This window comes from Flavobacterium sp. UBA7680, assembly GCF_002482975.1.
Classification (GTDB): Bacteria; Bacteroidota; Bacteroidia; order Flavobacteriales; family Flavobacteriaceae; genus Flavobacterium.
In genome coordinates this window covers 121,665-133,244 of record NZ_DLHA01000032.1, presented here as the reverse complement: position 1 = coordinate 133,244, position 11,580 = coordinate 121,665, and the positions used below count along the sequence as shown (strand labels likewise).

At 31.5% G+C, this 11,580-nt stretch carries 15 protein-coding genes; 8 read left to right on the top strand and 7 right to left on the bottom strand.

Features of this window, described 5'->3' with window-relative positions; genetic code table 11:
• Window positions 1-203 precede the first annotated feature (203 nt).
• The gene (locus B3C18_RS14650) at window positions 204-797 is read left to right on the top strand and encodes a hypothetical protein (RefSeq protein WP_291148040.1); all 594 of its coding nucleotides are present in this window, start codon (window positions 204-206) and stop codon (window positions 795-797) included.
• 11 nt (window positions 798-808) lie between these two features.
• A complete protein-coding gene (locus tag B3C18_RS14645) occupies window positions 809-1,264 on the top strand; it encodes a hypothetical protein (RefSeq protein WP_291148038.1) in 456 nt (151 codons plus the stop codon).
• Here B3C18_RS14645 and B3C18_RS14640 read toward each other — a convergent pair.
• The 6 genes from B3C18_RS14640 to B3C18_RS14615 form a co-directional block, all read right to left on the bottom strand.
• Window positions 1,251-1,505 (bottom strand): hypothetical protein, encoded by a 255-nt coding sequence (locus B3C18_RS14640; RefSeq protein WP_291148036.1) that lies wholly within the window; start codon window positions 1,503-1,505, stop codon window positions 1,251-1,253. The two genes, B3C18_RS14645 and B3C18_RS14640, sit on opposite strands and share 14 nt — an antisense overlap.
• 243 nt (window positions 1,506-1,748) lie before the next feature.
• A complete protein-coding gene (locus B3C18_RS14635; RefSeq protein ID WP_291148034.1) occupies window positions 1,749-2,180 on the bottom strand; it encodes a response regulator in 432 nt (143 codons plus the stop codon).
• Window positions 2,177-3,628, bottom strand: coding sequence for an ATP-binding protein (locus B3C18_RS14630; RefSeq protein ID WP_291148032.1), 1,452 nt, complete (start codon window positions 3,626-3,628; stop codon window positions 2,177-2,179). The genes B3C18_RS14635 and B3C18_RS14630 overlap by 4 nt, the downstream gene beginning before the upstream one ends.
• Before the next feature lie 111 nt (window positions 3,629-3,739).
• Window positions 3,740-4,117, bottom strand: a complete 378-nt coding sequence (locus B3C18_RS14625; RefSeq protein ID WP_291148030.1) for a response regulator — start codon at window positions 4,115-4,117, stop codon at window positions 3,740-3,742.
• Window positions 4,118-4,514: 397 nt separating this feature from the next.
• Window positions 4,515-5,405: a DMT family transporter gene (locus tag B3C18_RS14620; protein ID WP_291148028.1), complete on the bottom strand. Its 891-nt coding sequence runs from the start codon at window positions 5,403-5,405 to the stop codon at window positions 4,515-4,517.
• A 2-nt stretch (window positions 5,406-5,407) separates the two neighbouring features.
• Window positions 5,408-6,049, bottom strand: a complete 642-nt coding sequence (locus B3C18_RS14615) for an FMN-dependent NADH-azoreductase (protein ID WP_291148026.1) — start codon at window positions 6,047-6,049, stop codon at window positions 5,408-5,410.
• A 163-nt stretch (window positions 6,050-6,212) separates the two neighbouring features.
• Here B3C18_RS14615 and B3C18_RS14610 point away from each other — a divergent pair, with 163 nt between their 5' ends.
• The 4 genes from B3C18_RS14610 to B3C18_RS14595 all read left to right on the top strand — a co-directional run bounded on the left by B3C18_RS14610 (window position 6,213) and on the right by B3C18_RS14595 (window position 9,193).
• Entirely contained in the window at window positions 6,213-7,682 is a 1,470-nt protein-coding gene (locus tag B3C18_RS14610; RefSeq protein WP_291148024.1) for a PLP-dependent aminotransferase family protein, read from the top strand.
• Between the two features lie 120 nt (window positions 7,683-7,802).
• Window positions 7,803-8,255: a MarR family winged helix-turn-helix transcriptional regulator gene (locus B3C18_RS14605; RefSeq protein ID WP_291148022.1), complete on the top strand. Its 453-nt coding sequence runs from the start codon at window positions 7,803-7,805 to the stop codon at window positions 8,253-8,255.
• 31 nt (window positions 8,256-8,286) lie between these two features.
• Window positions 8,287-8,721, top strand: coding sequence for a carboxymuconolactone decarboxylase family protein (locus B3C18_RS14600; protein WP_291148020.1), 435 nt, complete (start codon window positions 8,287-8,289; stop codon window positions 8,719-8,721).
• Between the two features lie 223 nt (window positions 8,722-8,944).
• Window positions 8,945-9,193, top strand: a complete 249-nt coding sequence (locus B3C18_RS14595) for a hypothetical protein (protein ID WP_291148018.1) — start codon at window positions 8,945-8,947, stop codon at window positions 9,191-9,193.
• An 84-nt stretch (window positions 9,194-9,277) separates the two neighbouring features.
• Here B3C18_RS14595 and B3C18_RS14590 read toward each other — a convergent pair whose 3' ends face one another.
• Window positions 9,278-9,505: a hypothetical protein gene (locus tag B3C18_RS14590; protein WP_291148016.1), complete on the bottom strand. Its 228-nt coding sequence runs from the start codon at window positions 9,503-9,505 to the stop codon at window positions 9,278-9,280.
• Window positions 9,506-9,941: 436 nt separating this feature from the next.
• Here B3C18_RS14590 and B3C18_RS14585 point away from each other — a divergent pair, with 436 nt between their 5' ends.
• A complete protein-coding gene (locus B3C18_RS14585) occupies window positions 9,942-10,499 on the top strand; it encodes an RNA polymerase sigma-70 factor (RefSeq protein WP_291148014.1) in 558 nt (185 codons plus the stop codon).
• A 116-nt stretch (window positions 10,500-10,615) separates the two neighbouring features.
• Window positions 10,616-11,539: a FecR family protein gene (locus B3C18_RS14580; protein ID WP_291148012.1), complete on the top strand. Its 924-nt coding sequence runs from the start codon at window positions 10,616-10,618 to the stop codon at window positions 11,537-11,539.
• Window positions 11,540-11,580: the final 41 nt, after the last annotated feature.

The following is an 11,580-nucleotide window of genomic DNA, read 5'->3' as shown; positions in this document are numbered from 1 at the left end:
CGTTAGCTGTTTTTGGTGTATAGGAATTCCGACAATTCAAACACTCATCTAAAAACAAGACTGATGCTCATGCTTAGGCGTGGGTATTGTTGTACTTGTTTGTGAGTGAGCCGTCGGAAGCTTCTATACAAAATAAAGGCTTCAGACCCACGCTTTTTTGTATAACAAAGTCACCATGGGTTTAGTGACACAAACTAAATCCTATGCGAAAATTTACTTTCCTGCTGTTTTTGATTTTTACGATTAGTTGCTACTCACAAACATCAACTGAAAAATATAATTCCTTGTTAAGACGGTATGAATACTTTGATGGCCGAGGTAATATGACTGGATATAAACAATACAATACATATCTGAATCAATGGGAATATTACGATAATAAATCTCAGTCCTCAGGCTATCAGATACAGCCAGCTCAATCAAGTGTCAATTTAGATCTTGTACAAAAAACTCTTAGTTCTAGGCAATCCGCATATGATAATAACTTAAAGTCTATTCAGATAACTGTTAAAAGTGTATATAAGAATATTGATTACTTGGTATTGAACTTAATGACAAGCGAACCTAAAGAATTAGATTATAAATATGCTAATCATCTAAAATATCTTTTTGAGACTAAGTGTGTACAAGCAATTGAGCAAAAAGGTTATGATTATTCGAGTAATTCCACAACAAACATGGTAAATGATTGGCTTGTAAAAAACTCTTTAAATATCATCAAACAAGAATTGAATTTTATTGAAGATAGGACTTACTATGAACGATTAATAAATTCTTATATATCTTTATATAACTAATCTAAATAACTATGGAAAAGAAACAAATACGTTTTATAAAAAGTATTAATTTACGTCCTACAAGTGATTTCAATGAAATTGTCACAGATAAAATTTATAGGGCAGTTGGTGACGCTTATAACTCGACTAGAGAAATATTAATTGATGATTTTTTGGGTATTTTAACTATTCAAAATTTAACTAGAAGTGCCCACAAGAACTTTATAGAAAATGATTTTAAAATAGAATTTTCATCTATAGGCTTAAATTTTCAGGCAGAAAAAGACAGAAAACCCAAAAAGATAAATTTACAAAACAGAGACAGCTTTAAATTTGGCAATTACTTGTTTTTAATATTTTCCAAAAATTACGATTTAGTATATCAAGATAAAGAAGGTGTTAAGGTTATTATAAATGAAACCGAGGTTAAATTTAATCTACAAGAATTGAAAACTATGGGAATAGAAATACAACCTATCGATTATTAAGGTTGTCTTGGTATGTTCTAAGTAATTTTACCAATTCTTTTGTTGTTATATAAATAGCAACTTCTGTGTATTGAGGGCTATTTATTACAATAGTAAATTTATCATGTAACTCTATTTGTTTAAAGAATCTGAAATCTGATACTTTTTTGATCTCAATTTCCCAGCGACCTTTATTTTTTAGTCTGCTGTTTTGTATTTTTGAGATTAACTGTTTTTTGGTTAATATTTCTAAATTTTCCATGACTTTTATAAATTAAAAAAGCCACTTACTAGAGTGGCTTTAAGTTAATATTCTTATTTTTTGTTATTTTGTGTAAAGTGATATATAATTACCTTATATTTTATATTTTAGAGTTCAGATTTTAGATTATTTCTGATTTCTAATTTTTGATTTTTGACATTGCAATTGATATTGATATTGATATTGATGTTGGAATTTGGAATTTATCTTTTGGAATTTAAAAAATTGAAATTTCTATTAAATTTAAGTATTTTCATTCAATAAAATTTTCCTTAGATGAAATTGTACAAAGGCATCCATAGAATCGGGTCTTTTTGTATTGTCATTGTAATTCAGTGGCTTAATGATATATCCTGAAATACCGAGTTCTTCGGCGGTATCTCTGTCATTGCTTTCAGAAGATGTGGTCATGATAAAAACATTTAGGTCTTTTAAATTTTCATCGCTTCTTATAATTCTAAGGAATTCAATTCCGTTCATCTTTGGCATATTAATGTCCAGAAGAATTACATCCGGTACAAGAGGATCTTCAGAATCTCTTAATAGTTTTAGTGCTTCAAGTCCGTTGTAGGCGGTATGAAGGATATATTGAATTTCTAATTTTTTTAAAGAACGTTCTACCGAAATAGTATCCAGTTCGTCATCTTCAATTAGTAAAATGTTTGGCTTTCTCATACAGCTTTAGTATTTCTCCAGGTAAAGGTAAATTCTGCTCCTTCGCCTAGTTTTGATTGTACGTTGATGGTTTCACCTTGTTCGTCAATTATTTTTTTGACAATGGCAAGGCCAATTCCGGTGCTTTCCATTTCATTTTTTTCTCTCAGCGTTTGAAATATTTCAAAGATTTTTTGATGGTATTCAGGATCAATTCCAATTCCGTTATCTTTTATCGAAAACTCAAAAACGTTCATTATTTTTTCGCATTTTATTACGATGCGAGGCTTTTCTGGATTGGAGTATTTTACCGCATTGCTGATTAAATTTGAGAAAACCTGTTCGAGTTTTAAACGTTCTGTAAAGATTTCGGGAAGATTAATTATTTCTAATTTGAATTTCCTTGGAACAATAGACTGCGCGATTTCATCAACCATTGTACTTGTATCTACTAATTCAGGAGTTGTTTTTCGGTTTATTCGGGCATAATCTAAAAGACCGTTAATTAAGGCTTCCATGCGCTGTGTTCTTTTCGGAATTATGTTGAGATAATTTCTTAGGGCAGGGGAGAGCTCTTGCGATAAATCTTCTTCAATCCAGCTGATTACATTGTAAATACCGCGTAGAGGCGCTTTTAAATCATGAGAAACTACATAAGCAAATTTGTGCAGTTCGGCATTTTTGTTTTCCAGTTCCTGAATGTTTTTTTCGAGTCGGCGCGACATAATATTTAAAGAGGAAGAAAGCGCACTTAATTCGTCCTTTCTATAATCTTCAACTATGGTAAATTTTCCTTTAGAAATTGTATCTGCTACGCGAACCATAGAGTTGATTCGGTTGGTAATCATAATAACGATGTAGGCTGTACTGGCAATACCAACAAATATGGTTAAGGATAAAAATATAAGCGAAAATGTTCTGGTATTTGCTAAAGACTGCAGTAACATATCGCTGTGATATTTACGTGTTTTGTATTCGATTTTGTCGAATCTTTTAAACTTTTTAGTAATGGCATCGTTGATGTTTTTACCAATATGTTTTTTGAGTCTGGTGTCTAACAAGTTTTGGTAAACTACGGGATTATTTTCTCTGTTTTTGATCAAATCTGATGTATATACAAGCCACTCAATATGCAGCTGGGTTATAGAATCTATAATAGACCGCTGGGTGTTATTAATGCCAATAAGAGATCGCTGTTCATTAAGATATTCGGGTACTTTTTTTATTCCGGTATGGTATTCTTCTAAAAAGGTGGTATCGTTTGTTAAAAAATAACCTCTTACTGCACTCTGCATTTCAAGAATGGCTCTGTGGGTTTTATTAGAGTTTCGAATTACGGCTTCAGATTTTGAAAGAAATTGAGAGTTGAGCTGTACTTTTTTAGACAGCCTGTAATTCGTATAGGAATCTGCTACAGAAAGTAAAATAATAAGCGTAAAAGCGAGAAGTATTTGAGTTGATAATTTCATTGTCTTTCTGTTATGAATCTCAAAGTGATCAGGTTGTAACAATAAAAATAACAAAAAATAACAGAGAACTGAAATGAAGCGAAGTGGCAGTATTAAAAAGCATAGTACGCATTATACGATATAATGGCTTAGTATTTTTTTTAATTCATTGAAATCACTCGGCTTCGAGATGTATTCATCTGCTCCGTATTTTTTGGCTTTAAGCTTAATTTCTTCAAATTGTGAAGTAGAAAAAATTATGATAGGAATATCTTTAATGACTTCCTGCTTTTTAATTTCTATTAAAAATTCTAAGCCGGACATAACCGGCATATTGAGATCCAGAAAAATAACATCGGGACTAATTTTTTTGTGGATTAATTTATTGAGTGCTTCTACAGGATTTTGCATAGCAATATATTCTGCGGTGGAAACGGCCTGCAGGGCTTCCATAAAAAAATCGCAATCGTCTATATCATCGTCAATTTGCAATATGTTTTTATAAGTCATATACAATCTAAGTTTAGGTAATTGATTATAATTTGGTTATAACAAAATACATGAGATATCTTTTCTACCAGATGTAAAAAAAATATCAAATGAAATCTGTTTATGGTTCTTGATTCAAAAAAAATTACAAATATTCTTAAAATCTTAATTAATCAATCGCAGTACTTAGTGTATCTACTTTTAAGGGAAAAGTCTCTTTTATTAATGAGGTTAGCAAAATTATTTTCATGGTGATTAGGTTTGGTGAATTATCCTGAAAAGTATAACTATACATTAAAATTTTCTTACATAATTTTTAGATATTGTTCTATAATTCTCATGCGGAAATAATTCTGCTTTTTAAATTGAGTGAATTAAAAAAGCCATATCAACTACGATATGGCTTTTTTGATTTCTTTTAAATAATCTTTTTTTGAAGGTTCATTAAAACGACAGCAAACAAGATTAATACAATTCCGAACCACTGAAATAAATTAACAGGTTCAGAAAGCCATATATAGGCAATAAATATAGAAACCGGAATTTCTACCGAGGCAACAATGGCTCCTAATCCCATTCCTGTTAAAGGCATTCCTTTTGTGAAAAGTAAAGGCGGAAGTATGGTTCCAAATAAAGAAAGTAATATTCCCCAGTTTAGTAATATTTCAAAAGGAAATTCCTGATTTATGGAAGAATGAAAGATGAAAATAACCACAATTAATCCGCCTAAAATCATGTAGATACTTCGTTTTAACGGAGGTAAATGCAGTTCAATATTATTAGATGAATACATTGTAGCCGTATAAGAAAGTGCCGCCAGCATTCCGTATAAGAATCCTTTCCAATTGATCATGGCAGTTTCTTTAATTAAATTGACTGCGAGTAATGTACCAATTAAAACAAGAACAATAGAAACGATTTTGCGCTGGCTGGGAAATTTTCTATATAAAATAGTCTCTAAAACAGCGCCTATCCAAACGGTCTGCATCAATAACACAATGGCGGCACTAACGGGAATATACTGAACGGACAGATAATAAAATGTACTGGTTAAACCTAAAGAGCTTCCGGCCATTATTAATTTTAAAGTACTTTTAAAACTCATTTTTTGGGAAGATGACAACGAAGTTTTCTTTTGAAATAAATTCAAAATCAAAAGCCCTAAAAAACCTAAAGCATACTGCGAAAGTGTGACTTCTGCAGTGGTATAATTTTGCTGATAGGCTATTTTTACAAACGTAGCCAGCATACCGTAACTGGAAGCTCCCAATGCAATATAAAGACTTCCTTTTAATGCACTATTTTTCATAATTAAAGAGCTTCTTTATCAAGAATTGATTTAATGCTTTGATGTGAATTTTCGATTGTTTGCTTTAAAATTGCGGCATCTAATGATGAACCATTAACGGCAATTACATGAATGTTTGTAATTCCCATCATATTGAATATCGTTTTCAAATAATCAGTCTGGAAATTCATGTGTGCGTTTGGTTCTCCTTTTTCATATCCCTGCGAACCTCTTGATAACAATAGAAATAAAGTTTTATTTTCTAATAAACCAACATAGGGATTCTCCGGGTTTGATGGATTAATTTTAAACGTTTCATTAAGTCGTAATACTTGATCTATATACGCTTTTAAAGAACTTGGAATAGACCAATTGTACATTGGAACTCCAAAAACAATACAATCTGCTTCACGTAATTCGGCAATATAAGAATCGCTTGTTTTTAAAATTTCAAGATCTCTTTCAGTTCTTTTGGCTTCGGGTGTAAACGCTGCATTTACCCAATTTTCATTTATATGCGTCACAGGATTTGTTCCAATTTCACGAAAAGTTATACTTGGGTTTTCATGAAGGTTTTTCCAATGTTCAGCAAATACTTCTGTTAGTTTTCTGCTGTGAGAATTAAGCGTTCTAACGCTTGAATTGATTACTAATACTTTTTTCATTTTGATAATTTTTGTCAAAAGTATTCGTAATCTGGATGCTGGCTCTAATCCAATTTTAATAAAAACTACAGCCCAGATTTATTTTTAAAAATCCTCAAATACCAACAAGATTGTTTTATTTGGGTTAAATTTGTATACTATTTTTAATAAAACTCCAGTCCAGATGCTTCCTTATAAAACATTAATCCATATTGATCGAGATGCTCCTGTAACCTTATATATTCAGGTTTGCAACAACTTCATATCTTTAATAACGAACGGAACATTAAAACCGTCTGATGTTTTACCGAGTTCCCGTATTTTGGCTGAATTAATTGGCATAAACCGAAATACGGTAAAATTAGCCTACGAAGAATTAGTAAGTCAGGGCTGGGCAGAATCTGTTGAGCGAAAAGGCGTTTTTGTTCTCTCAAAACTTCCTGTTATTTCAAAAGCCATTGTTCCAAAAGAAGATAAAGAAACAGACAACGGAGATTCTTTTGTATGGACGAATAATTTTAAAAATGCAATTCCAAACCGAAATTACCAAAAAGCACTTTTAACTATTGATGATGGTTTTCCCGATGTGAGGCTTGCACCCGTAGATCAGCTTATGAGAGAATACCGAAGTCTTTCCAGAAAATTTTATGGCAAGAATTTTTTGAAATATGGCAGTTCAAAAGGATCTGAAAATCTTAGAAATTCTATTTCAAATTATTTAGCCAATACAAGAGGTTTAACTACTTCGCCTGAAAATATTTTAATATCAAAAGGAAGTCAAATGGGAATATATTTGACCTCGCAATTGCTTTTAAATTCAGCTGATACTATTGCCGTTGGGGTTTCCAATTATAGTTTTGCGGATGAAACTTTTAAACACGCGGGAGCAAAACTGCTGCGTATTCCTATTGATGCTAACGGAATGGATATCGATTATCTGGAAGAAATGCTGCAAAAGCCAAAAAACAGCATTAAAGCCGTTTATGTTATTCCGCATCATCATTTTCCAACAACGGTAACGCTTAGTATGCAGCGCAGGCTGAAATTATTGAATTTGGCAAAACAATATCATTTTGCAATTATTGAAGACGATTATGATTTTGACTTTCATTACGAAAACAAACCTTACTTGCCGTTAGCGAGTATTGATCATAATCATAATGTTATTTATATAGGATCAATTTCAAAAACTTTTGCGCCTGCGTTGAGAATTGGGTTTATGTGCGCTTCATCTGGATTTATTGATGCCGCGGCTTCCTTAAGAGAGTTAATAGACAAACAGGGCGATACACTTTTAGAAGATGCATTTTCGGTATTGTTTAATAATGGCGAAATGGACAGGCATTTTCGTAAATCTTTAAAAATCTATAAACAACGCCGAAATCTTTTTTGTGACTTACTAGAATCTGATTTTAAAGAAACAATAAACTTTACTATTCCCGAAGGCGGACTTGCGGTTTGGTCGAATTTTGATTCTAAAATAGATTTGCATCAAATGTCTCAAACGGCATCAAAAAACGGACTTAATATTGATAATGGCAATTTTTATAAAAACGAATCTTTTGTAACTAATGCTATGCGAATGGGTTTTGCTTCGCTCGATGAAAAAGAAATGATTAAGGCATTGGGAATCCTTAAAAAATCAATCCTCTAATATCTGGGCCGTACTTTATTTTAAAATTGGTCTATTTTCCATCCAGACTGCTTCGCTAATTTTGCTTCAGAATTATATCAAAACTGAATGCGAATAATGCTTGCTGTTAAATACTTCTATATGGAAATGAATACTGTACATCAATCTATCCTGGAATCATCTTTACGTAAAAGAGTATTTTTAAATATCATGTATGCACAAAATCAATTAGTTGAAAGTATGATTGAAGTGCTAAAACATCACGATTTATCTATAGAACAATATTATGTACTCAACATATTAAAGAAACAGAAAGGCAAAGCAGCAAATATGTGTGTTATTCAGGAAAGTATGATTTCTAAGGCAAGCAACACAACGAGATTAGTAGATAAACTGCTTTTAAAAAACTATGTAATCCGGGAAGTATGCAGTAAAAACCGCAGAAAAATTGATGTGTTTATTACGCAAAACGGATTAGATATTCTGGATATCATTAATCCATTAATAGAAATTCTCGAAGAAAAGTTTTCCAAAAATCTAAATGGGAATGAGCTGGAAGAACTGAACTCACTTTTAGAAAAATACAGAAGCTAATTAAATTTAAACAACAAATAATTTTATAAAAATGGAAACAAGAATTCGTATAGATCAGGTAGAACCAGACGGTTATAAAGCAGTCCTTGGACTTGAAAAGTTTATTGAAAGCACATCATTAACAAGAACACACAAAGAGTTAATAAAAATTAGAGCTTCACAAATAAACGGATGTGCTTTTTGCATAGACATGCACACTAAAGAAGCGCGCAAAGCAGGCGAAACAGAACAGCGTATTTATGCTTTAAACGCCTGGAGAGATACACGTTTTTTTACCAAAGAAGAGCGTGCTATACTAGCCTTAACAGAAGAAATTACTTTAATTAGTAATCATGTAAAGGATGAAACTTATGCGCAGGCCGCAAAAGTTTTGGATGAAAAATATCTTGCTCAGGTAATTTTATCCATTATTACTATTAATGTTTGGAACAGAATAGGAATCTCAACTAATTTGATTCCGGCATAATTAAGACAGAACATTTTTAATTTTAATCAGTTTGATTTTTAGAACCTTCGGAAACATTGCTTTCGAAGGTTTCTATGTTTCAAATTTAATAGTATAATTCTGAATTGTTGATAATATGCTGATAAACAGTTAATAACTACTGCTTTGATTTTGATATACTTAAATATTCGAATGTTTATATTTGATAAAGGAATAGTTAAGGAATTAATTTAAATATTAATATATGGAACGAGCTATAAAACTACAAGTACGTAAAGAATTAGACGGACGTCAGCAATTTAATGTAATTAAGTTAAAAGGCAGTTTAATCTCCAAAGGCTACACTGAAATAATACATATATTAGATCAGGACGAAAATTATCATATTAATTCTTTTGCAACTTCTGCAGAAAGCAGGAATGAAGTAAAAGATTTTATCGCCGATTTTATTTCCAGCCAAAATCTTGCCGACGCAGTTACTGTTTTTAAATAAACTAATTATTTTACACCAAAACCCAAAAAAAAAGCTACCTGATTTCAGATAGCTTTTTTTGATTATTTATTATTGGGGAGAGACTTACAACGGTCGATCATAGCTCTCCAGGGTTTCCTCTTCATCATCGTAATAATTGTCATCTTCATCTTCAAGACTATCATCTTCATCGTCCCAGGAAGCTTTATTACTCTGACCTCTAAAATATCGACTTATTTCCTGATCGTCGCATATTGTAATGGAATCATACAGACAAAAAGATTCTTGTTTTCTAAATGTGGTTTCGTCATTTTCATTGCCTTCAAAGTTCATGATATCAGTATTTAGAGGTTAATAATTGCTGTTTAAATTTCGTTCGTGCAGATTTTTACTGCGGGAATGTAAATGTAGAATTGTTAATCGTAACTATTTTATAGATTAAATTTTAAAAGTTATATAATTCACATATTCAATTTGTTATAAAAATATTTTTAATTCTCTTAGCTAATTTACTCCTAATTTTTATTCTACTCGTTTTTTGCAATCTATTGGTAACAATCAAAACGAAATGTTAATATAATGTTTCATAATCCTGCTGTTTTATTAATGTAAACGTAACCTAACCGACCTACCCTCATTTTTAATTTTGGAGACATATTATTAAACAAACTATTGCAGTATATGTCATTTTTCAAAGTAAGCATACTTCACCAAATAAATGTTTTAGCAAACATTATTTTCCTGACCAATAATAATAAAGTGGAGTATTATGTATAAAGGTTATTCTGATGAAGAACTTGTTGAATTATTAAAACAAGGAAAAGATAAAGCTTTTGATGAACTGTATTTTAGATACCGTGATTTACTGGTGCGCTTCGTATATATAAGGATGAAATCGGTTCCCATTTCTGAAGAAATTGTTCAGGAAGTTTTTACCACTATTTGGGAACGACGAAAAACCATCGTAATTCAAAAAAGTTTTGCAGCATACATTTATACTTCAGTTCGGTACACAACCTTAGATTATATTAAATCCCACACCGTAACAGATCAATATATTCAGGAAGTTTTAGACCGAAATACCGTTTCTTATAACAGTCATAATGCAACCGAAGATTCTATTTTTTATGATGAATTACAAATAGCGGTTGACAAAGCAGCCTCGTTACTTCCAAAAAAATCAAAAGAAGTTTTTATTCTCAGCAGAATCAAACATTATTCTAATAAAGAAATTGCTGACGAACTTAACGTTTCGATCGATACGGTAAAATATCATATTACATACGCTTTAAAATTTATGCGGACTTATTTAGGAGAGTTTAATTGATTTTAAAATTTCTAAAAATGATAAGCCGACTTTTTTCTTAACAAAAGCGTAACCTTTTCAACCTACCTGAATTTTCAATTCCCAAGACATACTATTAAAGACATAAAGAAATTATAATGCCTGATAAATTAAAACAAGAAATAAAACATTTTTTAGGGGGAAATTATTCTCCAAAAGGACAAGAAATGTGGAATAAATGGTACGATCGTACTGATGAAGCTTTCGAGAATATGGAGACTATACAATCAGATCGTTCCAAACTAAAAAAAGAATTAAGACAAATAAAGAAATCAAACGAGGTTATATTTCTTCAAACTAAATATTGGGCAGCTGCGGCTTCCTTATTAGTATTATTTGGTGCATCATTTTTCTTTTACCAAAAAGTAATGAATGCTGTTGAAACTAAAGAATATGCGGCAAAGTTAGGCGAACACGCAAAACTAACTTTAAGCGACGGAACACAAATTTGGCTGAATGCCGGAAGCCGTTTAAAATATCCTAAAGAATTTAAAGGAGATACACGTGAAGTTTATCTTACCGGAGAAGCTTTTTTTGATGTTGCCAAAGACAAAAAACATCCTTTTATAATCCATACTGATAAAATGGATACCAAAGTATTGGGAACGAGTTTTAATGTTCAGGCATATCCGGACCAAAGAACACAGGAAGTTTCTGTTATGACCGGAAGAGTAAACGTAAAATCGACTGTTACAGAAGAAAATGTATATGTAACGCCGGGTCAGAAAGTTGTTTTTAAATCTAAAAACAACAAACTCCAAGCCTTTAAAGATGTTCCGGTAAACACGATTTCGTTATGGCGCAAAAATATAATTGTTTTTGAAGATACACCGCTGCCGGAAGTGATCGCCACCATAAACAGAAACTACAATGTTGCCATCGAACTTAAAAACAAAAATCTAAACGCACTTAAAATAAACGCCTATTTCAAAGAACTTCCTGTAGATCAGGTTGTGGCGTTGGTATGCAATATCGTAAACGCCGAATATAAAGTTGAAGACGGGGTTTATAAAATTCAATAGTTGTGAAAAGTGAATAGTAAAAAGTGAGAAGTAATTAGTAA

Excerpts from the sequence above, each read along its gene's own strand:
- B3C18_RS14650 (WP_291148040.1), top strand. The coding sequence starts at position 204 with ATGCGAAAATTTACTTTCCTGCTGTTTTTGATTTTTACGATTAGTTGC.
- B3C18_RS14645 (WP_291148038.1), top strand. The coding sequence starts at position 809 with ATGGAAAAGAAACAAATACGTTTTATAAAAAGTATTAATTTACGTCCT.
- B3C18_RS14640 (WP_291148036.1), bottom strand. The coding sequence starts at position 1,505 with ATGGAAAATTTAGAAATATTAACCAAAAAACAGTTAATCTCAAAAATA.
- B3C18_RS14635 (WP_291148034.1), bottom strand. The coding sequence starts at position 2,180 with ATGAGAAAGCCAAACATTTTACTAATTGAAGATGACGAACTGGATACT.
- B3C18_RS14630 (WP_291148032.1), bottom strand. The coding sequence starts at position 3,628 with ATGAAATTATCAACTCAAATACTTCTCGCTTTTACGCTTATTATTTTA.
- B3C18_RS14625 (WP_291148030.1), bottom strand. The coding sequence starts at position 4,117 with ATGACTTATAAAAACATATTGCAAATTGACGATGATATAGACGATTGC.
- B3C18_RS14620 (WP_291148028.1), bottom strand. The coding sequence starts at position 5,405 with ATGAAAAATAGTGCATTAAAAGGAAGTCTTTATATTGCATTGGGAGCT.
- B3C18_RS14615 (WP_291148026.1), bottom strand. The coding sequence starts at position 6,049 with ATGAAAAAAGTATTAGTAATCAATTCAAGCGTTAGAACGCTTAATTCT.
- B3C18_RS14610 (WP_291148024.1), top strand. The coding sequence starts at position 6,213 with ATGCTTCCTTATAAAACATTAATCCATATTGATCGAGATGCTCCTGTA.
- B3C18_RS14605 (WP_291148022.1), top strand. The coding sequence starts at position 7,803 with ATGGAAATGAATACTGTACATCAATCTATCCTGGAATCATCTTTACGT.
- B3C18_RS14600 (WP_291148020.1), top strand. The coding sequence starts at position 8,287 with ATGGAAACAAGAATTCGTATAGATCAGGTAGAACCAGACGGTTATAAA.
- B3C18_RS14595 (WP_291148018.1), top strand. The coding sequence starts at position 8,945 with ATGGAACGAGCTATAAAACTACAAGTACGTAAAGAATTAGACGGACGT.
- B3C18_RS14590 (WP_291148016.1), bottom strand. The coding sequence starts at position 9,505 with ATGAACTTTGAAGGCAATGAAAATGACGAAACCACATTTAGAAAACAA.
- B3C18_RS14585 (WP_291148014.1), top strand. The coding sequence starts at position 9,942 with ATGTATAAAGGTTATTCTGATGAAGAACTTGTTGAATTATTAAAACAA.
- B3C18_RS14580 (WP_291148012.1), top strand. The coding sequence starts at position 10,616 with ATGCCTGATAAATTAAAACAAGAAATAAAACATTTTTTAGGGGGAAAT.